Here is a 23709-nt window from a genome sequence, read left to right on the forward strand (position 1 = left end):
TGACACGGATAAGTCACGGTGGCGCACGAAAGCCGATTCCGGGGTTTATCTCTCGATCGCGGGAACGCGTACATAAATGCAATGCGCCGGGAGTCGACCTGCCCTACTGACGCTCTTGTCCTGGTTCAGAGGCGAAGGGCGGGGCTTGTTCTGGTTCAGAGGGTGAGGGGCGAGGCTTGGGCGGGCGGCTTCCGGCGCGAGGAGTACGCTCAAGAGGACGCCGACAACTCCGCCGGGTCTACTCCATATGGACGTCTGGACGGCGAAACATGGCGGATACCGAACCTACGTGCGAGCTGCACCTGCGAATTTTCGGGCAGCCCCACGACCTGATGCTGCGCCTGCACGGCCCCGAGCCCACCGAGGACGAACTGGTGGGCTGGATGCGAGACGGGTCGGTGATCAGGCTCAAGGTCACAGAAACGGCCGGGCGGACACCCCACACCATGCTGGTGAATTTCAGCAGCGTGGTTTTTGCCTGGATCTGTCCATATCAGTCCGGTAGAGGGGTGAATCGGTGAGGTCGCGGGAGGATTGGAAACGGGTCAGCGCCGCATCCGGTGACCTGCGAAGGTGGCCTAGACCGAGGTGACCTCGACGGAGGCGACTCGGCCGGAAGCGGCCCATCCGTTGGAGGCGGCCCGGAGTCTCCGCGATTTCGCGCGTCGGCGCGATCGACCGGGCGGGGTGTCGTGCCCAGGCCGAACGCAGATTCGGCGTGGACAGAATGGTGGCCAATTGTTTACCCATCTACCGCCACATAGTGGACCGAGCGTAAGCCCCTGATACTGTCAGGGTGACGTAGCCCCCGCGATCTGTCGCGGGGTCGCGGCAGCCGGGCCCCGACGAGGACGGCCCCCGGCGCCAGGCTTCAACTCCATCCGTCACCACGCTGGCCGATGGACGTCTTCACCGCGTGAGGTCCGCATCCGTGAGCCGGAGCGGCCGATGACCGGAAGGCTTGGCAGTTGGCCTGTACATACGGATTTCTCAGCACCCACCCGCCCACACAGTGCGGGCTGGCCACCTTCAACTCCGCTCTGGCCGCCCACCTCACCGAGGGCGGTACCTCCGGCGGGATCATCCGCGTCACCACGGACGTCGACGACAAACGCCCCGTACCCGGGGTCGTGCACACCTGGGCACCCGGCGGGCACGAGAGCTGGAAGGCGGCCACCTCCGCCCTGGAGCGGTTCGACGTCGCGGTGGTCCAGCACGAGTACGGCATCTACCCCGGCACGGACGGACAGGACATCCTGCCGCTGCTGCGGCATCTCACGGTGCCCAGCATCGTGGTCCTGCACACCGTGCTGACCCGGCCGACCCCCCGGCAGCGGCGGCTGCTCGAACAGATCGTGGACGCCGCCGGCACGGTGGTCACCATGACCGGCACCGCCCGCGACCGGCTGCTCGCCGGCTACCACGTCGACTCGGCCAAGGTGTCCGTCATCCCGCACGGTGCCGCCGACCACATGCGCGTCCCCGCCCAGCGCCGCCCGCGACCCCACCTGCTCACCTGGGGGCTGATCGGCCCCAGCAAGGGCATCGAGTGGGCGTTGCGGGCGCTCGCCCTGCTGGGGGACCTCTCTCCCTCGCCGACCTACACGATCGCGGGCAGGACCCACCCCAAGGTGCTCGAACACCACGGGGAGGCCTACCGCGCCCGGCTGCAGCGGATGGGGACGCGGCTCGGCGTGTCCGCCTCCGTGCGGTACGACCCCGTCTACCGCGACCAGGCCTCGCTGATCCGGCTGATCCGCTCGGCCGACGTGGTCGTGCTGCCGTACGACTCGCACGAGCAGGTCACCTCAGGCGTCCTGATCGAGGCGGTGGCGGCCGGGGTCCCGGTCGTCGCCACGTCCTTCCCGCACGCCGTGGAACTACTCACCGACGGGCCCGGCCTGCTCGTACCCCACGAGAACCCCGGGGCGCTCGCCGCGGCCGTACGCCGCATCCTCACCGAGCCCGGCCTGGCCGAGGATCTCAGCAACCGTACCCACACCCTGGTCCCGACCCTGCTGTGGCCCGCCGTCGCGGCGCGCTACGAGGAACTCGCCCGGGGCCTCCTCGCCGGACGCCCGGCAGCCGTGGCGGCGGCCCTTCCGTGACCTCCACAACCCCCATCCCCCTCGTGAACGCCCCCGCCCTGCCCGGCTTCAGGCACCTGGCGCGGTTGAGCGACGACACCGGCCTGTTCGAACACGCCAGGCACGCCGTCGTCCGCCGCCAGCACGGCTACTGCACCGACGACGTCGCCCGCGGGCTCGTCGTGACCAGCCGTGAACCGGCGCCGACCCTCCGGGTACGGCGGCTCGCGGAGTGCTACCTGGCCTTCCTCACGCACGCGCAGGACGACTCCGGCGCGTTCCACAACCGCCTCTCCCACGACCGGCGCTGGACCGACGAACCCGGCCTCGGCGACTGGTGGGGGCGGGCGCTGTGGGGCCTGGGCACCGCGGCGGCCCGCAACCCCGCCCCGTGGATCCGCGACGAGGCCCTGACGTCCTTCACCGCCGGCACCGCCAGGCGGTCCCCGCACCCGCGCGCCATGGCGTTCGCCGGGCTCGGCGCGGCGGAGGTCCTGCGCGTCCTGCCGGACCACGCCCCGGCCGCGGCCCTGCTCGCGGACGCCGCCCTCGCGATCGGGGCTCCCTCGGCCGATCCCGACTGGCCGTGGCCGCAGCCAATGTTGACGTACGCCAACGCCGCCCTCGCCGAGGTGCTCATCGCGGCGGGCCACCTCGGCGGCGACGGCTCGATGCTCGCCGACGGCCTGCGGATGCTGGCCTGGCTACGCGACATCCAGACCGGGGACGGGCGGCTGTCTGTCGTAGCCGTCACGGGCTGGCGGCGGCTCGCGCCTCGGGACCGCTACGACCAGCAGCCGATCGAGGTCGCCGCGCTCGCCGACGCCTGCGCCACGGCGGGCGCCGTCACCGGCGCCCCCTCCTGGCAGGCGGGCGTGCGGCAGGCCTCGGCGTGGTTCCAGGGCGCCAACGACCAAGAGACGATCATGTGGGACATCGCGACCGGAGGGGGGTACGACGGCCTGACCATGGACGGCCCCAACCTGAACCAGGGCGCGGAGTCGACCATCGCGCTCATCTCCACCCTGCAGCACGCCGAACGCCTGGTGCGCGAACGGAGTGAGCTTCCCTGAGGACACGCGCCCCGGCCGCGCTCCTCCAAGGACAGCCCTCCCCGTCCGCACCTCCCGAAGGGCGCCACGGCCCGGCCTTCCACCCGATAGACGAGGTGCCATGACCATCCAGGACCTGGCCACCAGGCTCGACCAGACCCTCGCCCCCGACCCGCGAAGAGTGATCATCAAGCTGTTCGTGCCCGGCGAGGACGCCGCCCTGACGCGCAGCCGGACCTCCGCCCTGATCGACCGCATCGCGCTCCTCGGCCACGACGAGACCGCCGCGCTGCTGGAGGAGACACTGCGAAGGTTCGGCGACCGGCACCGTGATCTCGCGACGACCTTCCTGCACCACTACGACCTGGTCCACTTCCGGGTTCCGAGCCGCCTCGACCTGCCCCCCGCGGCCCGCCTCCTGGTCGGCGCCTACTTCAGCCACGAGTACGCGGTGGAGGGCGCCGCGCTGTGCAACCCCTCGATGGTCGCCCACCCCGACCAGTCCGGCCTGAGCCCCGGACAGCTGCGCGTGGTGATCAGCACTCGGCAGATCGGCGAGGGCCACCTGTCGTCCATCGGCTTCGCCACGGCGGTGCTCGGCCCCGGCGACGAGCTCGTCATCGCCGATCGCTCGGGACCGCTCACCACAGGGCCCCGGCACGGTGTCCCCCACCGGCGCGACCTGCTGGCCGCGGCGCTCGCCGACGAGGACCGCGACAACGAGGTCTCCGCCACCGTGCTGGGCTCGCTGCCGGAGAGCTTCGACGACGACGACTTCGAGCAGGCGGTCACCCGGCTCCCCACCGACCTGCTCACCCGCACCACCACGTACGGCACCGTGGAGGATCTGCGCCGGGCGACCGCCTCCGACTACGCCGTGACCTTCCCCGCCGACGTCCCCCTTGAGCGGCGGGTGCTCTGGCCCGCCGGCGCGGCCGAGAGCAACGGAATGGAGGACGCCCGTTTCGTGAGGATCATCGGCGAGGACGGCACGCCTTCGTACCGCGCCACCTACACCGCCTACGACGGGCGGCACATCCGCTCGCACCTGCTCGCCAGCGACGACCTGCGTACCTTCGAGGTCACCCCGCTGCGCGGGCCCGCCGCCGTCAACAAGGGGATGGCGCTGTTCCCGCGTCAGGTGGGCGGGCGTCGCCTGGCGCTGTGCCGCTCCGACGGCGAGACCATCGGCCTCACCTCCCTCGGCGAGGACAGCAGGTGGCGGCGGCCGGTGCCGCTCCACTCCCCGCGCAGCGGCTGGGAGCTGATCCAGGTCGGCAACTGCGGATCTCCCCTGGAGACCGGGTCCGGCTGGCTCGTCCTGACCCACGGCGTCGGCCCGATGCGGCGCTACGCCATCGGCGCGATGCTGCTCGACCTGGACGAGCCGCACCGCGTCATCGCCGAGCTCCCCGGCACGCTCCTCACCCCCGGCGACGCCGAGCGCGAGGGGTACGTGCCCAACGTCGTGTACTCCTGCGGCGGTCTGCTGCACGCGGATGCCCTCTGGTTGCCGTACGGGGCGAGCGACGCCCGGATCGGATTCGCCCGCGTGACCCTTGCCACCCTTCTGGGGGCGATGCGAGCGCCCTCGGGAGACGGGTGATCCCGCACCGACTGACCGCCTGACCGGTTCGGCACGGGGTGGAGTAGGCCGCGCCGAACCTTCCGGCGCCGGTCATTGACAAAATATAATTTTATGTACAAGGTTGATTTTGCAATGAGAGACGTCCTGTACCTGGAACAGATCGAGCAGGCCGAGGCCCTGCTCAAGCCGCAGCGCATCGAGGTGCTGCGGCAGCTCGCCGAGCCACGCTCGTGCACCGAGGTCGCGGCCCTGCTCGACCAGACCCCGCAGCGGGTCTACTACCACGTCAAACGCCTGGTCGAGGCGGGTCTGGTGACCCAGGTGAGCGAGCGCAGGGTGCGCGGCATCCACGAGGGCGTCTACCAGGCGAGCGCCCGCTCCTACTGGCTCTCCCCCCGGCTCGTCGGCCGGATCGGCCTGCGCCCGACCGGGAACGAGCTGGGTCTGGGCTACCTGCTGGACCTCATGGAGGAGGTCCAGGCCGACATCGGCGCGCTCGACAGGACCGCGCCCGAGCTGCCGTCCGTCGGCGTGTCCGGCGAGATCCGCGTGCTTCCCGAGCGGCGTCAGGAGTTCCTGAACGAGCTCCAGACGACGCTGCAAGACCTTTTCACCCGTTACGGCGGCGCCGAGGGGGACGCCTTCAAGCTCGCCGTCGCCTGCTACCCCAAGGGAGAACCCCGTGAGTGATCCGATGAAGCTGAGCGCGCGGGTGGCCGCACCGCTCAAGGAAGTCCACCACGCCCTGACCGACCCGGGCGAGCTGCGCGTCTGGCTGGCCGAGCACGCCGAGGTCGAGCTGCCGCACCGGTACGAGTTCTGGGGACGCCACACCCCCGAAGGAGACGCGCCCCACCAGCGCCCGCTGCACGTCGACGACCACACGCTGCGCTTCTCCTGGCTGCTCGGCGGCGAGGAGACGACCGTCGAGATCACCCTGGAGGAGGAGAGCGCGGAGTCGACCGTCGTCTCGCTGACGCAGACCCACTTCGACCGGGAGACCGCGCTGGCGGAAAGCGGCGTCCTGGGGATGGTGCAGACGTTCTGGTGCCTGTCGATCGCGAACCTGGTCGACCACCTGGAGGGGCGCGAGCTCACGCCGAAGACCGACTTCACCTCCCCCGTCATGCGGGAGCGGCTCGTCATCGACGACTCGCCGGAGGCGGTGTTCGACTCGCTCGTCGACTCGGAGAAGTTCAGCACGTGGTTCGGCTACAGGATCGACATCGAGCCGTACGTCGGCGGGCGGTTCGCGATGGGCGGCTTCGAGGCCGACGGACAGCCCGCGAAGATCGCCGAGCTGGAGCCGGGCCGCAATCTCACCCTGGAGTGGCCGGGTCTCGGTCTCGTCACCTGGGAGCTGGAGGGCTCGGGCGGCGCGACGCGCCTCACCTTCATGCAGAGCAGCTTCAACGAGAGGAAACCCCCGTACGCCGGGTGGATGGGCTGGCTCAGCGGCCTCGCCGAGCTGCGCCGCTTCCACGAGCTGAGCGACTGGCGCTCGATCTGGCTCGCCCCGAGCGCCGACTCCCCGGAGGCGGCGACGGTGAGCGGCTGACCGCACACGCACGACTCCTGCGACACCGGTCCACGGGGGCAGGGTGTCATGGAGCACGGCTGACCGCGCACGCGCGACTCCGGCCCTCTCCGCGTCCGGCGCTCACCAGCACATGACGGCCGCCTGGCCGGGACCCCAGCAGGAGTGGACGCGGACGCGAAGGACGTAGCGACGGTCCCTGCGCAGGTGGACGCGCAGGGACGCGTTGCGCGGACGGCCTCCGTCGTCGTCACCCGCCAGGTAGCGCAGGTCGCCGCCGACCTCCTCGAACAGCACCAGCACCGTGTCGCACTCGCCGAAGACACCGACGGCGTAGTCACGGGTCGCGCGGGGGACGATCGTGAAGTCTCGCTGTTCCCCCGCCCCGGCGCCGAGCGGGGCGGAGCGGAACGGCGGCAGTTCGGGCGGCGGCTCGGCGCCCGGGGGCGGATACCAGCGGCGGGCGAACGCGGCGTCGAGCGCGGAGACGGTGCCCGGTGGCGCGACCCCCGCCCGGTAGCACGGCGGCTCCAGGATGAGCCCCGGGCCGAACCGGTATCCCATCACGGACAGCGGATCCCACACCGGGCCGTTCGCCTCGCTCTCGTCGAGCCTGCGGATGACGTTGTGGAACGTCCGCGACCTGGGCCAGAGGTTCGGCGGTCCCGCGAAGTCCTCGTAGACGGCCTCCTCGTCCCAGAGGATGCCCGAGTACGGGCTCTGGTGCTCGTGGACCATGCCGATGACGTGGCCGATCTGGTGCAGCACGGTGCCCCGGCCCGACGCCCCGGTGAGGTCCCAGCCGAAGTTCGTCGTACGGGAGGCGGTGCCGACGCGGAGCGCCTCGCGTCCCACGGCCGACCACGATCCGGCGTCCCACCGGAACCCGATCCGCAGCTCCGCCTCGCTACGGTCGGCGACCTCGGCGAACTCCAACCCGATGCCGAGGTCCTTCCACTCCTGGAAACCCCGGCGCACGGCGTCACGCTGCCCGTCGTCCCCCCGCTCGCCGCCGGAATACCCGCCGGAATGCCCGCCGTCGTGTCTGCCGCCTTGTCCGCCGTCGCGTCCGCCGTCCAGGAAGCAGTAGTGCAGGACCGTACCGTTCAGCCACGCCCGCCGCCCCGAGAGCAGGGCCGCGCGTCGCCTCCCGTGGAGTCCTTCCGGCGGCGCGTGGGCGGGGTACGCGGGAAGCGAGCAGTGCCGGACGCGCTCGCCGGCGCCCGCTCTCATCGGCGTTCCCGTGGCGTGGAGGCCCCGGCCCCCGGACGTGAGGAGGAGATCAAGGAAACCGTGTCCACATGCCACGAGACTGGAGACGGAACCCCTGACGCGCATGAGTAGGGGGTACTCAATTCGACGTGTATCACGGACGGGGAACCCGGCTCATACAGCTGTGAGAAACCCACGGTCCCCCTGGCCGTTCACGGCCAGGACTGAGGAACTCGATCTCGTACGGCGAAACCTGGCGGCCGGCCGCCGGGGCGTCGTCGTGACCGGCGCGGCGGGGAGCGGCAGGAGCCGTCTCACCGCCGAGGCCGTCCCCGAGGCTGTGACCGCCCCTATAAGCAACCCCGTAAGCAACCCCGTGAGCAATCCTGTGAGCACCCCCGTGAGCGACACTGTGGCCGCCCCCGTCCACCCTCCTGTTCACGCCCACGCCTCCGTTCGCGCTCCTGTCCACGTACGGATCACCGGAACGCACGACACCCGGAACACCCCGCTCGCCGCCTTCGCGTCTCTCCTTTCCCACCCCTCGCGTCTCACGGAGTTCTCCGCCTCCCATGGGGCGGCGCCGCACCTCACGAAACCCTCCCCGCGTCTCGCGGGACTTCTCTGCCCGCCGGACCCCGTCGAGGCGCTGGACGGGGTGCGTGTGCTCGTCGTGGACGACGCCCACCTCCTCGACGAATCCTCGGCCGCGCTCGTTCTCCGCCTCGCGCTCAGGGGGCGTACCCGCCTGCTCGTCACGGTCAGGGAGGGGGAACCCGTACCGCGGGACGTCTCCCGGCTCTGGGAGGAGGGCCTCCTTCCGCGCACGACACTCGCCCCCCTGACGGAGAGCGAGTGCGGGGAACTGCTCTCCCGTGCGGTGGGCGGCTACGTGGACGCCCTCACCGTCAGGCGCCTGCACCGGGCGAGCCGTGGCGACCTGCGACTTCTACGCGAGCTGGTCGTCGCCGTCCACGCCGGAGGGGATCTGAGCCACGTGTCTGGCACGTGGACCTGGCGCGGAGTTCCTCCGATGACGGCGCGCGCCAGGGAGTTGGTGGAGGAGACCATCCGCGACGTCGGCGGGGACGAACGGGAGGTGCTTGAGCTCATCGCATCGGGCAGGCCGCTGAAACTCGTCACACCCGGCGCCGGGGTGACCTGCGGCGTCCTCGAACGCCTACGGGCGAGAGGGCTGGTCACCATGGACGACCGGCGCTCGATACGGCTCGTCCACCCGCTGCACGGCCCGGTGCTCCGAGCCGCCGCGGAACGCCGCGGGGCGGGCGACCCGTCCGGCACGCGACGGCTCCTCCCCACCCCGGCCACGACACTGGAGGCCGAGTGCGAGGAACTGGTCGTACGCGCGTACTCGGGAAGGCTCACGGGGATCCCCCGGGGCGCCGGCGAGCGGATGGCCGAGGACGACACCGGCTGGGACGAGCCCGCGATGCCGGAGTTCTGCGCGCGGCGGGCCCGCGTCGCCCGGCTGCGCGGGGAGACCCGCGAGGCCATCGCCTGGAGCCGCGAAGGGCTGCGCCGCTCCCCCCACCACCGTGCCTGCCTGGCCGAACTCGCGCACGCCTCCGCCTACATCGGCGACCTGACGACGGCGCGGCAGGCCCTGTCGCGCGGTCCGGCCCCCCGAGGAGACGCGCGGAGGCGCACGAGCGAAGACGCGCGGACGCGTATGGACGGCGACGCACGGACGCCCATGAGCGAAGACCTGCGGACGCGCATGGGTGAAGACGCGCGGACGGGCATCGGCGGAGACGTGCGGACACGTATGTGGCTCGCCACCGAGCGGGCACTGACCTGGACGCTCGCCGCCGAGGGAGACCTCGACGGTGCCCTGCGGTCCGCGCTGCGCGCCGCCGGGGACGACCCGCTCGAAGACGACATGTTCGCCCTGCACGACGTGGCTCGACTCGGCACCCCCGAACTGGTCGTCGACCGGCTCGCAGACCTCGCCGACCGCGCCGAGGGAGACCTCGCCCCCCTGCTGGCCCGGCACGCCCGCGCGCTCGCCGGGCGCGACGGGGAGGCGCTGGACAAGGTGGCGCGGGGTCTCGCCGATCTCGGCCTGGCACTGTACGCGGCGGAGGCGTTCGCGCACGCGGCCCTCGTCCACGACGACCGGCGCGCCTCACAGTCCTCCAGGAACCGGGCCGCCGCACTGGCGGGAACGTGCCAGGGGGCGCGCAGCTCCGCCCTGGTCAACCTCGCGCTGCCGAAGCTGACCGCACGCCAGCGGCAGATCGTGAGCCTCGCCGCGGCGGGCCTGACCAACCGGCAGATCGCCGAGCAGCTCACCGTGTCGATCCGTACGGTGGCCAACCACCTGTGCGACGCCTACGCGCGGCTCGGCAGCAGCGACCGCGCCGACCTGGGAAGGCTCTTCACCGTTGGCTGACGCGAAGACCGACCACGCCGGGCGACCCGGCCGACCGGGCGCCGAGGCGCGCCCGTCCGGTGAAAGCCCGACCGGGCAACCAGGCGCTGAGACGCACCTGTCCGGTGAGAGCCCGACCGGGCGACCGGACGCCGAGGCGCGCCTGTCGGGTGAGGGGCCGGAGCCCGCCCGGCCGGGGCCTTCAGGCCGCGCCGATGGCGGAGAAGGACCAGCCGGTCGCCCGGTTGAGCGCGTCGCCGGGCATCGCGAGCCGCGCGTCGCGCAGGGCCTCGGCCATGCTCAGGCCGCGCCGCAGCCCCTCGTGCAGGGCGAGCATCAGCGGAACCACGGCCTCGTCGTCGACGGGCACCGAACTCGCCACGATCCCGGCCGTGCCCAGCGGCAGCAGCGCCGTGGCGAGGCCGAGCAGCTCGTTCGCGCCGACCGGCTGCAGCCTGCCGGAGTCGCAGCTGGACAGGACGATCCGGTACGGGGCGCTGTGCAGCCGTTCGAAGTCGTGCACGGTGAGCGGGCCGTCGTCCATCCTCAGGGAGGAGAACATCGGGCTGTCGGAGCGGAAGGTGCCGTGCGCGGCGATGTGGGCGAGCCTGCTGCCGTCGAGCGCCGCGAGCACGGCGGGGGCGAGCGCGGTGCCCTCCTCCAGCACGGTCGCCTCCCCGTAGCGCGCGGCCAGCAGCGGGACCTCGGCGCCACCCGTCGCGAGCCCCGGCCCCCTCACCAGCACGACCCGCTCCCTGGACGGCGACGGTTCGATCCGCCGGGCGCGGAGCCAGGCGCTCGCGGAGGGCGAGACGCTCAGCACCCGCTCGCCCAGCGCCGGCAACAACGCCCAGGGGACGCCGTGCAGCCTGCCCGGCGGTACGACGACCACGGGGCCGTCCCCGAGGTGGCGTACGGCGGGACCGAGCAGCGACTCCTGGAGGCGGCGTCCGCCCGCTTCGAGGACGGGCAGTCTGTCCTCCGAGCCCCCGTACGCGATCCGTCTGAGACCGGCGCGGGCGTGGTCGGCGTCGATCGCCGCGTCGGCGAGCCGTCCCGCCGCGAACCTGCGCACCCGGCCCCGGCCGCAGAGCAGGACGTGCAGCTCGCCGTCGACGGCGACGATCTCGATCAGCCATCCGTCGCCGAGCCCGTCGAGCAGCGGGCCCGCGTCGAAGCGGTGCCCGTCGAAGCCGCCCGCGCTGCGGGTGCGGAGCGTCCGGGCGCGGATCTCCTTCTCCAGCCTCCGCTGTTCGCGTTCCAGCGCGGGGGCCGGCACGCCACCCGGCCTCGCCGTGTCGATCCGGCTGCTGATCTCCCGGAAGGCCGTCACGTCGCGCAGCAGCTCGGGATCGTCGGGGGGACGGGTGGGCGGGACCGCGAGCACGGTGGCGCGCCAGCGTTCGCTCCAGTCGAGGAAGCGTCGGGGGCCGCCCCGCGCGAGGGTGGCCCGCTGCGCGAGTACGGCCAGCTCGGCCCCCTGCGCGGTCGCCCGCGCCCGCAGCTCCGAGGCGCCCAGGGTCATCCTGTGCTCGTCCAGCAGGTCGAGCCCTCGGCGGCAGGCGTCCAGCACGCCGCGCGTACGTCCCGCCGCGGCGGCTCTGAGCGCCTGGGCCACCCAGCCGTCCACGCGGGCGAAGGCGGGGCCGCGCGCCCTGGTCCTGGCGGCGGCGGCGAGGTGCCGTTCGGCGTCGGCCTCCCAGCCGAGGGCGAGGGCGGTGCGTCCGGCGAGCAGCGAGGCCTGGACCGCCTCGGGGGAACGCAGCTCCGCCAGCCGCAGGGCGACCTCGGCGGCGTCGCGCACCGAGCGGCCGGAGACCTTTCCCGCCGCGAACCTGGCCTGGACGAGCACGAGCCGGGCGTGGGCCTGCCACCAGTCGCGGCGCTGGCTGGAGAACAGCCGGATGGCCGTGCTCGCGCGGGCGATCGCCGCGTGCGGCTCGCCCGCCGCGATCGCGGCCCGCGCGGCGATGAGCAGGAGTTCGGCGCTGCGGGTCGTCTGACCTCCCATCCGGTTCAGCTCTTCGGTGGCGGTGTCGGCCTCCTCCAGCGCCTCGCGGGCGAGCCCCGCCGCCAGCAGCACCCCGCACCGGCGGATGTGCAGGACGAACATCGGCGTGCCGAGGGCCTCGTAGCGGCGCGCGGCCTCGTCGAAGAGACGCAGCGCCGCCGGCAGGTCGCCGGACCTGAACGCCGCCAGCCCCCGGCTCTCCACCGCGTCGGCCTTGTCGTGCTCCTGGTCGGTGGTCTCCCACAGCCGCTCGGCGGCGACGAAGTCGGCCTCGGCCCGCTCGACGGATCCCATCGCGAGGTGGACGGTCGCCCTGAGCGTGAGCGCCCGCGCGGTCCAGATCGTGTCCTGTGCCCTGCGCAGGGCGGGAATGGCCCTGCGCAGGTCGTCGAGCGCCTCGCGGTGCCCGCCGAGCACCCACCAGACGTAGCCCCGGCGAAAAAGTACGCGGGCGCCGGTGATCCCGCTGCCCCTCTCGACGGCCGTCTCCAGCGCCGCCAGCCCCTGCCGGGTGCGGCCCGCGTGGATGAGGGCGGCTCCCAGGGTGGCGAGCACGTCCGCCTCCCGGTTGGCGGAGCCCGACCTGGCGGCGAGGGCGCGGGCCTTCCTCAGGTGGCCGATCGCCGCCGTGAGGTCGCCGAAGTCGCGTTGCCAGATGCCGATCACCTGGTGGGCGACGGAGGCGTCGTGCGGGGAGGGGGAGTCGGAGAGCACGGCCCGCGCTCCGGCCAGCGCGTCCGCCGGGCGGGCGAACACCAGGGGCAGCAGATCGAGAGGGTCTCCCGCGGGCCGCGGGATCCGCGAGCTTCCCCCGGTCACGGATCGATGTTAGACGTGGTGTGTTCAGGGCGTCCATGCCGCGGCGCCCTCCCCGAGAACACCTCCCGTCCAGCTCCGGACTCCCCTCTCCTTACCGGGCAATTCGCTCGTCCGTGCCGGGTGACTCCCCCGGTTCGTATCGAGCGGATCGCTCGGAAGGTGTATCAGTGAGGCATCCGGTGGCTCTTAACCCATGGCGACGTCAGGACATCTGCGAAACAGGATGGCGAGTATGGCACCAGACAGGTTCCAGGAACAGTTCGACCAGATCCAGGACGCCATGGGAGAGGTGGTGCTCGCGGCGGGTTTCGAGGGGTCACAGCCCATGTTCCTCTACGAGAAGGGCTACGTCCTCGCCCGCGTGGAGGACGCCGACGAGGTCGCCTCGACGGTGAGGAGAGCGTTCGCCAGGGATCGCGGCGACCGGGACGCGGGCGTGCGGGTGGAGCGGGAGGAGAGTCCCGGCGGCGTGCTCAGGATCCGGGTCGGGGAGCCCGACAGGAGGGAGCGCTTCGCCGACCGGGACGTGTCGGACGCGCTGAGGGCCGTCGAGGACCTGGAGCGCGAGAACAGGCGCCGCATGGTGTCCAGGAACCACATCGTCTCCATCGCGGTGAACTGCTGCCCCGGCGACGAGCCGGTGCCGATCTCCCGGTGCGAGTCGCCCAACCCGGCGGTGGCCGAACTCGCCGACGAAGGGGGCGCGCCGGTGTCGGTCCTGGTGGTCGACACCGGGCTGGTGGAGAACTACCGCTCGCACCCCTGGATGCACCGCGTCGTGGGCGAGGGCAAGGAGATCGAGCTCGACGACGAGGGCATCCTCAAGCAGTACGTCGGGCACGGCACCTTCATCGCCGGGCTGATCAGCGCCGTCGCGCCCAACACCGACGTCACGGTGCACGCGACGCTCGTCAACGCGGGCGCGATCAGCGAGAAGGAGCTGGGTGACAAGCTGCTCGGGGGGATGCTGCCCGAGGGGAGGTGGCCCGACATCGTCAACCTGTCGGCGGGGACGCCGAGCACCGGCGCGGAAGCGCTCCTCGGGCTCGAACGCTTCATGGACGCGCTGATGGGCCACCCCGAGACGCTGCTCGTGGCGGCCGCGGGCAACAACGGCAACGACGTGAGGTTCTGGCCCGCCGCCTACGCCGACCACCCCGACTACGCGGGTGCCGTCGTGTCGGTGGGCGCCCTGCGGAAGGACGGCGCGGACCGCGCCTGCTTCAGCAACCACGGGCCGTGGGTGACGACGTACGCGCCCGGTGAGCGTCTGGTGAGCGCCTTCACCGCGGTGGACCCCACTCCCGCGGCGTACGACTACCAGCACTCCACCTTCCCCGCGTGCAGGTACGGCCGACTGTACGACTGCACCTGCCAGTTTCCGCCGCACCGGGGCGAGCTCACCGAGAAGATGGCGTCGTCGCCGAACGCCATCCGTGAGCGCGTCGAGTTCGACGGCCTGGCGGAGTGGAGCGGCACCTCCTTCTCCGCTCCCCTCGTGGTCGCCATGATCGCCAACTACATGGCGCGGAACCCGGGGGTCGGCTCCCGGGAGGCCGCGGGAAGGCTTCTGCAGGAAATCCCCGTCGGCAGGCTGTCCGGCATCACCACCCCGGCCCTCATCCCCGCCACCTGGACGCCACGGAGCGTACAAAGTGTCCCGGCCACGTCCTGAAAACCAGTGCGGGCGGATCGGTCCTGCGACGTACGATGACAGTCCAGAAAGCAAGGGGACGTCACCGTGGATCGAGACTCGATCGGCATCCTCTTCCGCGCCGCGGTGGACTCAGACGACGCCGCCGCGTGGAAATCCCTGGTGGAGGGCCTCAGCCCGCTCGTGTGGTCCGTCGTGCGCGCCCACGGACTGAGGGACGCGGACGCGCAGGAGGTCTACCAGACGACCTGGTTCCGGCTCGCCCAGAATCTCACCCGGATCCGCGAACCGGACAAGGTCGGCGCGTGGCTGGCCAGCACGGCGCGCAACGAGTGCGTCAAGGTGATCAGGGCCGCCCGGCGGGTCTCCCCGAGCGACGACCGGGAGATGTTCGATCGCGTCGCCGACGACCGTACACCGGAGCAGGCGCTGATCGACTCCGAGGACGCCGCCCGGGAGCGGGAGCGGGCACGGGCGGCCTGGCAGGCCTTCCAGGAGCTCGGTGAGAGCTGCCAGCGGCTGCTGCGGCTGCTCACGGCCTCTCCGCCGTTCAGCTACCAGGAGGTGTCGGCGACGCTCGGCATCGCCGTCGGGAGCGTCGGGCCGATCAGGCAGCGCTGCCTGCGACGGCTGCGCGTCCTTCTGGGCAGGAGGGGTTTCCGGTGAACCTCCCGAGCGGACGGGATGTCCGCGTGGACCTCCCCAGGTGTGCTTTCCGGGGGAATCTCTTCGGGCGTGCCTTCCGGGCGGACCTTGTCAGGTGTGCCTTCCGAGTGGACCTCCTCGGCAGGCGAGGTTTCCGGGTGGACCTCCCGGGCGGACGGGTTTCCGATGAGTGACGACGAGCTGGAGGCGGAGCTGCGCCGAGCCATCGAGCTGTTCGACCCCGTTCCCTCGCATCTCCTGCAGATCGCGGTCGAGGCGTACACGCTGCGCACGCTCGACGCCGAGCTGGCCGAGCTGGTCTTCGACTCCCTGAGCGGATCCTCGCGGGTGCGGGGGGAGCGGCAGCCGCGCATGCTCACCTTCCAGGGCGTGGGGCTCACCGTCGACCTGGAGATCACCGTGACCGCCGTGGGCGGCCGGGTGGTGGGCCAGCTGATGCCGCCGCGTCCCCTTGAGGTCGAGGTCCTCGGAGGTCGTCCGGTCACGCTGACGGCCGACGACCTGGGCAGGTTCATCTACGACGACGTTCCCGCCGGGCCGTTCAGCCTCCGCTGCCGTCTCGGCGACGCGACGGTCGTCACCGAGTGGATCACCGTCTGACGGCGGCTCACCCCGCCGGGTGGCGGGGCGAGGTTCCTCGCGTACGCCTGCGCGTGCCGCCGCCTTCGCGGTGCCGGTCCCCCGGGTTTCGGTGCCCGGGTGCGGGTAATCGACCTGGTAGTCGAAGGGGGACCCATGAACGACCGCCGGACCATGCCCGAGCCGATGAGCGAGAACGATGTCGTGGACCTGCTGGTGCGCCAGCACGCGATGATCAGAAATCTGTTCGACGAGGTCGAGGAGGCCCCCACCGGGGCGCGGCGGGCCGATGCCTTCCAGCGTCTCGTACGGATGCTCGCCGTGCACGAGACCGCAGAAGAGGAGATCGTGCACCCCTACGCGCGTCTCAAGATCGAGGACGGGGGCGAGGTGGTCGACGCGCGCCTCGCGGAGGAGAGGGAGGCGAAGCAGTTACTCGTCGACCTGGAGGAGCTGGGTCCCGGGCACCCCGAGTTCTCCGCGCGTCTCCAGGTGTTGCGTGCGGCGGTGCTCACCCACGCCCACGCCGAGGAGAGCCACGAGTTCGCCCAGCTGCGCGCCCGCACGAGCGTGGCCGAGCGCCGGGCCATGGCGGCCGGGGTGAAGGCGGCCGAGGCTCTGGCACCGACCCATCCGCATCCCGGTACGGAGTCGATGATGATGAACCTGCTGTTCGGGCCGCCTCTCGCGATCGTGGACCGGACCCGCGACGTGATCCGCCAGGCCATGCGCGGCTCGGGCGGCTGAGCAGGGGCGGTCACGACCTCGGTGCCGCGCCCGCCTCTCGCGACAGGAGCGCTCACGTCCTCGGCGCGGCACCCACCTCTCACGGCGGGAGTGGTCACGACCTCGGCGCCGTGGCCGCCTCTCGCGACAGGAGCGCTCACAACTTCGCCGCCGCATCCCCCTCTCGCAGCGACGAGGCGCCGCGACGCCAGCGGCTCATGACGTGCTCGGCGAAGAGCCGGTCCAGAGTGAGGGCGCAGGCCGCTCCGTACAGGACGTCACCGACCCGGGTGGGGTGCCGCGTCACGAACTCGCCGCACATGTCGTGCGCGGCGGTCTGCTCGCGGACGGCGTCGGCGCGTGCGTGCTCGTCGTAGAAACGTCTCGTCGCCTCGTCGCCGCCCAGCCTGCCCAGTCCCGTGGAGTAGCGACGGTTGGAGATCGAGGAGATCGTCTCGAACACCGCCAGGTGACCGAGCAGCGCCCCGAGATGACGTCGGTGCAGACCGAACAGTGACATGGTGTTGGAGATCGCCAGCGTGATCGCCGGAACCCGGTCGAGGTAGGCGCCGTAGGAGTCGTCCAGGCCCAGCCCGCGCATGGTGGCCCGAAACAGCTCCGAGCGCGTCCGCCCCGCGCTCCCCCCGCCGTACTCGTCCGCCTGGATCGCCGGCAGCGCCGCCTTGGGGCGGCCGTCCAGCCCAGGGATCGCCCAGGTGTGCGGGCCGGCCTCCCTGAGGTGGTGGATCGACCGGTGCGCGCCGAACTCGCGGAACTGCTCCAGGTCGGCCTGCCCCTGGAGGAATCCGGCGAGGTCGGGCCCGTCGACGGCCGTACCCACGAGTTCGGCGAGGGCCTGGCGGGTCTGCTCGGGCCGCGAGGCGGGTGGGTACGGTATCGCCCGCGCCAGTCCCTCCTCGAATCGCGCCTCCAGGATCTCCCGCACCTCCAGAAGGGAAGGGCTCCACTCCCACCGGTCGTCCACCCCCGCGAAGCCCCGGTAGTGCAGCTCGTAACAGACGAAGAGCGCCAGTTGCACGTCCTCGTCCATGAGGACGGGGCCCGCGAACCGGGCGGGGAACGACAGGAGTGGGAGCGAGAGGAGACCGAAGCGGTGCGGTGGTCGTACCAGCCGCTCGAAGAGCATGGAGGTGATCGGGCCCCGCACGGCGGGCAGCGCCGGAGCCCTGCCGGGGAGTTGATCCTTCACCGCGATGCCGTCGTCGTGGACGTCGGCGATGCGCCGCCCGTAGTGAGCGGACGCGTCGAACTCACGCGCCATGCGTCCCCCGTTCGATACCCAGAGCGATCCGCTGCCCGACCCGGAGCCGGCGAAACGCCGCCAAGATCATTCTTTCCCCCCGATGAGCTGCGGAAACAGCGAAATACTCAGCTATTCCGTAGCCCTAAGGTACTCCTGCCGTCAGGAGGTCCGCCGAAGACGGGCAGCGGATCGAGCCGGCGGCCGGTGGAGCCGCCGGTTCCGTACCGGTCGGCGGAGGCGGCCGGGATGTTCCACGATGTTGCGTGCGAAGCCCTGCCCGTGGGGACGGTGCGGCGTCTTCGGCCGTTTCCGGCGGTGGAGAAGAAGTGATGATCCTCACCGAGAACCGGTGAAAACGCCGGTGAGAACATGGTGTCCCGGCGCGTGGGAACCGTGGAAGCGTCGGTCTCTCGGTACGGGAAGGTACGGTCGGCTCATGTCCGAGCGCAGCATGCCGCATGACCTCGCCGCCTGGGCGTGCCCCCACGGGCAGGACGCTCGCCGGGGTTGCACGACCTGCTACGAGGAGTCCATCGATCCCGACACCTCGCACCCCTTCTGGGAGGTCGCCGCGTGGTTCACCACCTCACGGCCGCTCCCGATCAAAACGCTCCAGGACGCGCATCATCACGATCGCCATTTCGCCCTCGACCAGCCGTCCACCCCGCTGGTCTACCTCCTGACGGGACGTGCCCGCGCGAGCGACAGCGTGCAGGCGATCGCGGGCGTCGTCGGCTTCCTGATGCACAACCGGCACGTGGTGTCCGACTTCACCGTGACCGAGACCCGTGCCACCCGACGCTCTCCCGGCACTCCCAGCGCGCCCAACGCGACCCGCCAGACCGACAAGTGGCTCCAGGACCGGCGCCGCCCCGACGGACGCGCACCGTGAAAGCCCTCCCGCCGCACCGCAGGTGAGCGCGCTGCGGATGAGCAGGGCCGCAGATGAGCAGGCCTGTGGATGAGCAGGCTTGGATGAGCAGGCTTGGATGAGCGCGCCGCAAACGAGCGGGGCCGCAGATGGGCAAGGCCGCGGATCGGCAGGGCCGCGGGAGTCCCGCCGCACCACCGAGACAGACAGGCCGGTCGTCCCCATCCTCCGCCACGGCGCGCCGCCGAGGATGACAAGGTACGGCGGCAGTCCCTAAGCTCGACAACACCATTGTCGAAACGTCGAGGCCAGGAGGCGAACGTGGCGGCCGACCCTCCGGGCTTCGAGCTCCCGCTCCGGCTCTTTCTCGGCTTCCGGGTGCTCATCGACGAACTCCACGCGGAGCTCGCCCGCCAGGGGCATCCCGACATGCGACCGATGCACGGCTTCGTTCTGCAGGCGATCGGCCCCGAGGGCACCACGGCGGTGGAACTCGGCCGGCGGCTCGGCGTCTCCAAGCAGGCGGCGGGCAAGACGGTCGACACCCTGGAGCAGCTGGGTTACGTCGAGCGCGGCTCCGACCCCGGCGACGCCCGCCGCAAGATCGTACGGCTCACCGAGCGGGGCGTCGACAGCCTCGTCCGGTCGGCGCGTATCTTCGAGGACCTGCGCGCGAGCTGGGCGAGGACCATCGGCGAGGACCGGCTGCGTGCCCTGGAGTCCGACCTGCGCGCCGTGACCCCGGATGAGGTCTTCCGCCTCGACGTCCCCGGCTGGTTCGGCGGCCACTGAACGTTCACGGGAGCGACGGACGACGGGACCGCGCGAGGCCGGTTTCGGCCGGTTCCAGGGAGGCGACTGCTAGCGGACGGCGGTTCGGAATGCCGAACACGCGCGGACACCGGTTCGAGGCATGCCGGAACAGGCGCGGACGCCGATTCAGGGGACGTCGTAACAGGCGCGGACACCGGCTCACGGGTTGTCGAAACAGACGGCTCACGGGTTGTCGAAACAGACGCGGACGGTGGTCCCGCCCTCCCCTGTGTGCACGCGGACCAGGTCTCCGAGGAGGTTGGTCACGAGCAGTCCCCGCGAGCCCTGCTGCCGGGAGTCGGCCGGGCGGCGTCCCGCGAGGGGGTCGACGATGTGGCCCGCGTCGCTGACGTCGAGGACGATCCGGCGGTCTTCCGTCCAGATCCGCAGGATCCCGGAGCCGCCCCCGTGTTCGATGCTGTTGGCGGCCAGCTCACTGGCGATCAGCCGCAGATCCTCCAGGCGCACCCCCGACAGGCCCGCCCGCTCGGCGTACCGGACGGCGAAGGCGCGCACCCGCCACAGGTCCTCGCCGCCGAAGGGGAGAACGTCGGCGTCCTCCGGTTCCGGCAACGGCCCGCCGCACTTGCGGATGACGCGTTCCGGCGCGTAACCGGTGCTGGTACGCGGCCCCGAGCCGTCCACGAGAACGGGATGGGCCGCCTCGGCGAGCTCGATGATCTCGGCGTCCAGCCCGTCCAGGTCGTACGGGCACAGGATGACGGCGTCCCGCCCCGAGAAGGCGAGGTTGATCAGCGCCTCGTGCAACAGGCACGCGTCGTGCTCCGTCCGCGGCCGGTCCGGCCAGACCGGTTCGCCGACGATGCGGACCCGGCGGCCTGGGTGGAGGTCGGCGAAGGCCCACAGGACGGCGGGGATGATGCGCCCGGGGTTACGGCCGACCTCCTCCATGTCGAGGAAGTGCACCTTGTCGGCCGCCTCGCCCAGCTCCGCCCGGATGAGTTTCAGGTTCTGTCCCGGCACGGCGACCGCGACCGGCTCTCCGGCCTCGACGCCCTCGCGGACGAAGGGCACCGTACCGTCCAGATACTGCCGGAAGCCCCGGTAGAAGAGTGCCGGATGGGCGAACAGCTCCACCCTGGCGGTCGTCGGCGCATTCACGGCGTCTCCATTTCGATCGGGGAGGGTTCGGAGGCTTCCTGTTACTTTGTCAGCCTCCGGCTTCCTGCCGCCCTGTCAGCCTCCGGCTTCCTGCCGATGCGTCAGCCTCCGGCTTCCTGCCGACGCGTCAGCCTCCCAGTCGTGACGGTCTGAGCGGGTTGTGGCCCACCTCCAGCAGCGCCCGTCGCCGGTCGTCGTCGTCCTCGTCGACCGTACCCTCGGCCAGCGTGTCCTCGACGCGGTCGACGGCCTTGCGCATCGTCTCGATGTCGTCGGTGGTCAGGTCGGCCTTCCGCTTGCCGAGAACCTGGAGCACCTGACGCCCGAGCGGCGGCATGGCCGCCTCGGGGCTCACGGCGGCCGCGTCCTGTGAGGCCGAGGCCGACGCGAGCAGGAAGGCCCTCAGCTCCTCCGATGTCATGTTCACGACCTCGTGGAACTCCTGCCACACCAGGTCGAGGATCAGATCCGACTCTTCGGCCACCGTGCTCTCCTCTCATGCCGGGCCGGTAAGGCCACGCCCCGGACACGAACCGGCCACCGGCGCGGATCGGACCTCCCACGGGTGGAGGCGCGCGGTGACGGGCGCACGGCCCGCCCTACCCCGGCTTCCGTCCCGTTAACACGCGGGCCGGGGTACGGGCGGGAAAAGAGCCCTGATGATCAAGTGGGCCGAGCCTCCCGGACGGCGGTGTTGCCGGCCGTTACGGAAAGGCCCCGGACGGCCGGGCAAGCCCTCCTCAGGCGGGGTCGTCCACCGTGAAGCGCACTCCCGAGAAGCGGCTCCGCCACTGGGTGACCTCCGGTGCCACGGTTCCCGGGTCGACGTTCTCGTCCAGGCCCCGGGCGATGAACGACGCCAGCTCCGGCATGTCCGCCTCGGTCATCCCAAGCCTGACGATCTCCGGCGTACCGATGCGCAGGCCGTTCACGTCCCCCTCGACCGCTTCCAACGGCAGGCCGATGCCGCAGGCGAGGAGGTTCGCCTCGCGCAGCCGCCGGGCGGCCCGCTGACCGCCGCCGTAGCGGTGGGCGAGGACGGCGAACTGGTGGGAGCGGGTGCACCCGCGCTCGGCGGCGAAGACCGGGACCCCGAGGGCGATCAGTTCGTCGGCGAGCCTTCGCGCGGTCGCGACCATCGCCTGCGCGTAGGCGGGGCCCGCGGCCTTCCAGTCGAGCATCGTCATGGCGAGCGCCGCGGTCTTTCCCGCGTCGAAGTTCGCGGTGAGCCCGGGGTAGGCGATCGCGTCGAGCCGCTGGGCCAGCTCGGCGTCGTCGGTCACGATGAGCCCGCCCGCGGGACCGCCCAGGCTCTTGTACGTGCTCATGGTGATCAGGTGGGCGCCCTCTTCGAGCGGCTGCGGCCAGGTCCTTCCCGCGATCATCCCGCACAGGTGGGCGGCGTCGAAGAGCACGCGGGCACCGACCGAGTCGGCGATCTCGCGGATGCGCGCCACGGGGTGGTGGAACAGGTTGAGGCTGCCGCCGATGGTGATCAGCTTCGGCCGTACCCGTACGGCGAGCTCGCGCAGGGCGTCGACGTCCACCGTGTAGCCGTCGGACGTGACGGGGGCGGGAACGGTCTTCAGCCCGTACAGGCCGGCCGCGCCGGGCTGGTGGTGGGTGACGTGACCGCCGATGCTCGCCGGCGGGGCGATGATCGTGTCGCCGGGTTCGCAGACGGCCATGAACGTGTAGAGGTTCGCGAGTGCTCCGGAGCCGACGCGCACCTCGGCGTAGCCCGCACCGAAGACCTCCGCGGCCAGCTCGGCGGCGACGATCTCGATTTGTTCGATCGCCTCCAGGCCCATCTCGTACTTGTCGCCCGGGTACCCCAGCGACGCCCGCGACCCGAGGTTGGCCGAGAGCAGGGCCTCGGCCCTCGGGTTCATGATGTTCGTCGCCGGGTTGAGGTTGATCGACTCCACGTCGTGGATGCGGTGGTTCTCGGCCACCAGCCGCTCGATCTCACTCTGGACCGAGGACGCCGTCTGGTCCGTCACGGCCTTCAGGACGGACTGGACGCGATCCTCGGTGGTGGCGGGCACCCACGGGCGGTGGGCGAGGGCACGGGGCATCGGGTGTTCTCCTGGCCGACAGGCAGACGGCTGTCGCGGTGACGTCAGGATGTCTGCCAGACGACGTTAGAACGCAGACAATGGCCAGCGCATCGGGTGAAAGACGGGCTTTCTAGCTGCTTTTTCCTACATTTGCCGGAAAAATACGGCCAACTTCTGCAGAAAAGATCACTTCTTTCACACGGACCCCACCCCTTAAATGAGTGAGCGGCTCACTCATTCATTCGCTAGGATGCCGACGTGACATCGACCTCCCAGCGTGCCACCCCCCTCCCCCCCGACGAGCGGCGCGCGGCGCTCATCGCCTCCACCCTGTCGCTCGTGCTCGCCGAGGGGCCGGACGTGAGCACCCGGCGGATCGCGCAGGCGGCGGGGGTGGCGGAGGGAACGATCTTCCGGGTCTTCGCCACCAAGGACGAGCTCGTGAGCGTGGCGATCGCGAGCGCCTTCGACTCCTCCTCGCTACTGGGCGAGCTGAAGACGATCGACCGTACGGCCCCCCTGGACGTTCGGCTCGTCGAGGCGGTCGAGATCCTGCAGCGGCGCACCGCGCGAATCTTCCGCCTGGTGGACGCGATAGGGATGAAGGCCATCGAGGCCGGTCACGAACACCGAGATCTCTCCGAGGAGAGCGCGCTGATCAGGGAGGCGCTCACCGGTCTGATCGAACCCGCCAGGGAACGGCTGCGCTGCGAACCGAGCGAGGCCGCCCGCCGACTGCAGTTGCTGGTCATCGCGTGCACCCATCCTCGGCTCGTCAAGAGCGATCCGCTGGCCGCCTCGGAGGTCGTCTCCATGCTGCTCGACGGGGTACGCCTCACCGCCGCTCCCCCGGAACCGCTTCCCTGACCTCCTACCGCTCCCCCGGAACCGCTTCCCCGATCCCCCGCCCTCTCCCGAACCTCTTCCCGACCTCCCGCCCACCACCCACCACCCACCGGAACCGCTTCCCCGACCCTGCCCACGGCGCCCCCGGCACTCCGACGCTCCCGGCACCCCGCCCGCAACCGCCCCGACCTCGGCGGTCCCGGCCCCGGCGGCCCCGACGAGCCGGGAACGCGACCTCCCGTCCTTCCGTCCTACCTCGACCCTTTCCTCCTGCCTCGACGTCCTCCTCGGCTTGACCTCAACCGAGCTTCACCTCGCAGGCTGATTCCCACCATTCCCCTGAAGGAGATCCCCCATGATCCCGGTTACCGGGGCGACGAGCGCGACCGGCCGACGACGGCCGGATCCCC

At 71.5% G+C, this 23709-nt stretch carries 20 protein-coding genes; 14 read left to right on the forward strand and 6 right to left on the reverse strand.

All coding sequences use genetic code 11. The annotated features are described in order from the left end of the window. Nucleotides 1-269 precede the first annotated feature (269 nt). The 6 genes from ABT352_RS16050 to ABT352_RS16075 all read left to right on the forward strand — a co-directional run bounded on the left by ABT352_RS16050 (nucleotide 270) and on the right by ABT352_RS16075 (nucleotide 6285). On the forward strand, nucleotides 270-521 hold the full coding sequence (locus ABT352_RS16050; protein WP_350945587.1) for a hypothetical protein: 252 nt from the start codon (nucleotides 270-272) through the stop codon (nucleotides 519-521). Between the two features lie 447 nt (nucleotides 522-968). Then, nucleotides 969-2108, forward strand: a complete 1140-nt coding sequence (locus ABT352_RS16055) for a glycosyltransferase (protein WP_350945588.1) — start codon at nucleotides 969-971, stop codon at nucleotides 2106-2108. Nucleotides 2109-2131: 23 nt separating this feature from the next. Beyond that, the gene (locus ABT352_RS16060) at nucleotides 2132-3160 is read left to right on the forward strand and encodes a glycosyltransferase (protein ID WP_350945589.1); all 1029 of its coding nucleotides are present in this window, start codon (nucleotides 2132-2134) and stop codon (nucleotides 3158-3160) included. 100 nt (nucleotides 3161-3260) lie between these two features. Beyond that, the gene (locus tag ABT352_RS16065) at nucleotides 3261-4745 is read left to right on the forward strand and encodes a glycoside hydrolase family 130 protein (protein WP_350945590.1); all 1485 of its coding nucleotides are present in this window, start codon (nucleotides 3261-3263) and stop codon (nucleotides 4743-4745) included. A 114-nt stretch (nucleotides 4746-4859) separates the two neighbouring features. Next, nucleotides 4860-5417: an ArsR/SmtB family transcription factor gene (locus ABT352_RS16070; protein ID WP_350945591.1), complete on the forward strand. Its 558-nt coding sequence runs from the start codon at nucleotides 4860-4862 to the stop codon at nucleotides 5415-5417. Further along, complete coding sequence (locus ABT352_RS16075) at nucleotides 5410-6285, forward strand: SRPBCC domain-containing protein (protein ID WP_350945592.1); 876 nt, start codon at nucleotides 5410-5412, stop codon at nucleotides 6283-6285. The genes ABT352_RS16070 and ABT352_RS16075 overlap by 8 nt, the downstream gene beginning before the upstream one ends. Nucleotides 6286-6387: 102 nt before the next feature. Here the strand turns inward: ABT352_RS16075 and ABT352_RS16080 are convergent, their stop codons facing one another. Then, entirely contained in the window at nucleotides 6388-7497 is a 1110-nt protein-coding gene (locus ABT352_RS16080; protein ID WP_350945593.1) for a zinc metalloprotease, read from the reverse strand. A 379-nt stretch (nucleotides 7498-7876) separates the two neighbouring features. Here ABT352_RS16080 and ABT352_RS16085 point away from each other — a divergent pair, with 379 nt between their 5' ends. Beyond that, nucleotides 7877-9889 (forward strand): LuxR C-terminal-related transcriptional regulator, encoded by a 2013-nt coding sequence (locus tag ABT352_RS16085; protein WP_350945594.1) that lies wholly within the window; start codon nucleotides 7877-7879, stop codon nucleotides 9887-9889. Nucleotides 9890-10070: 181 nt separating this feature from the next. Here the strand turns inward: ABT352_RS16085 and ABT352_RS16090 are convergent, their stop codons facing one another. Beyond that, nucleotides 10071-12698 (reverse strand): CHAT domain-containing protein, encoded by a 2628-nt coding sequence (locus tag ABT352_RS16090; protein ID WP_350945595.1) that lies wholly within the window; start codon nucleotides 12696-12698, stop codon nucleotides 10071-10073. Between the two features lie 232 nt (nucleotides 12699-12930). Here ABT352_RS16090 and ABT352_RS16095 point away from each other — a divergent pair, with 232 nt between their 5' ends. From ABT352_RS16095 to ABT352_RS16110, 4 genes are all read left to right on the forward strand, one after another. Further along, nucleotides 12931-14373 (forward strand): S8 family peptidase, encoded by a 1443-nt coding sequence (locus ABT352_RS16095; protein WP_350945596.1) that lies wholly within the window; start codon nucleotides 12931-12933, stop codon nucleotides 14371-14373. A 66-nt stretch (nucleotides 14374-14439) separates the two neighbouring features. After that, complete coding sequence (locus ABT352_RS16100) at nucleotides 14440-15018, forward strand: RNA polymerase sigma factor (RefSeq protein ID WP_350945597.1); 579 nt, start codon at nucleotides 14440-14442, stop codon at nucleotides 15016-15018. Between the two features lie 165 nt (nucleotides 15019-15183). Beyond that, nucleotides 15184-15618 carry a hypothetical protein gene (locus ABT352_RS16105; RefSeq protein WP_350945598.1) on the forward strand — a complete coding sequence of 145 codons (435 nt, stop codon included), beginning with the start codon at nucleotides 15184-15186 and terminating at the stop codon, nucleotides 15616-15618. A 135-nt stretch (nucleotides 15619-15753) separates the two neighbouring features. Continuing rightward, nucleotides 15754-16344: a hemerythrin domain-containing protein gene (locus ABT352_RS16110; protein WP_350945599.1), complete on the forward strand. Its 591-nt coding sequence runs from the start codon at nucleotides 15754-15756 to the stop codon at nucleotides 16342-16344. A 136-nt stretch (nucleotides 16345-16480) separates the two neighbouring features. On the opposite strand, the gene ABT352_RS16115 is transcribed toward ABT352_RS16110, so the two are convergent. After that, complete coding sequence (locus ABT352_RS16115; protein ID WP_502992868.1) at nucleotides 16481-17374, reverse strand: iron-containing redox enzyme family protein; 894 nt, start codon at nucleotides 17372-17374, stop codon at nucleotides 16481-16483. Between the two features lie 649 nt (nucleotides 17375-18023). On the opposite strand from ABT352_RS16115, the gene ABT352_RS16120 reads away from it, so the two are divergent. Beyond that, on the forward strand, nucleotides 18024-18479 hold the full coding sequence (locus tag ABT352_RS16120) for a hypothetical protein (RefSeq protein WP_350945601.1): 456 nt from the start codon (nucleotides 18024-18026) through the stop codon (nucleotides 18477-18479). A 300-nt stretch (nucleotides 18480-18779) separates the two neighbouring features. Then, entirely contained in the window at nucleotides 18780-19250 is a 471-nt protein-coding gene (locus tag ABT352_RS16125) for a MarR family winged helix-turn-helix transcriptional regulator (protein WP_350945602.1), read from the forward strand. Between the two features lie 204 nt (nucleotides 19251-19454). Here the strand turns inward: ABT352_RS16125 and ABT352_RS16130 are convergent, their stop codons facing one another. The 3 genes from ABT352_RS16130 to glyA form a co-directional block, all read right to left on the reverse strand. Then, the gene (locus ABT352_RS16130) at nucleotides 19455-20393 is read right to left on the reverse strand and encodes an anti-sigma factor RsbA family regulatory protein (protein WP_350945603.1); all 939 of its coding nucleotides are present in this window, start codon (nucleotides 20391-20393) and stop codon (nucleotides 19455-19457) included. A gap of 127 nt (nucleotides 20394-20520) precedes the next feature. Further along, on the reverse strand, nucleotides 20521-20877 hold the full coding sequence (locus tag ABT352_RS16135) for a DUF3140 domain-containing protein (protein WP_350945604.1): 357 nt from the start codon (nucleotides 20875-20877) through the stop codon (nucleotides 20521-20523). Between the two features lie 256 nt (nucleotides 20878-21133). After that, a complete protein-coding gene (gene glyA, locus ABT352_RS16140) occupies nucleotides 21134-22471 on the reverse strand; it encodes a serine hydroxymethyltransferase (protein ID WP_350945605.1) in 1338 nt (445 codons plus the stop codon). Between the two features lie 240 nt (nucleotides 22472-22711). Between glyA and ABT352_RS16145 the strand changes: the two genes are divergently transcribed. Continuing rightward, nucleotides 22712-23320 carry a TetR/AcrR family transcriptional regulator gene (locus tag ABT352_RS16145; protein WP_350945606.1) on the forward strand — a complete coding sequence of 203 codons (609 nt, stop codon included), beginning with the start codon at nucleotides 22712-22714 and terminating at the stop codon, nucleotides 23318-23320. The last annotated feature ends 389 nt before the right edge of the window (nucleotides 23321-23709 follow it).

The organism is Streptosporangium sp. NPDC000563, assembly GCF_040299985.1.
In the GTDB taxonomy this organism is placed as follows: Bacteria; Actinomycetota; Actinomycetes; order Streptosporangiales; family Streptosporangiaceae; genus Streptosporangium.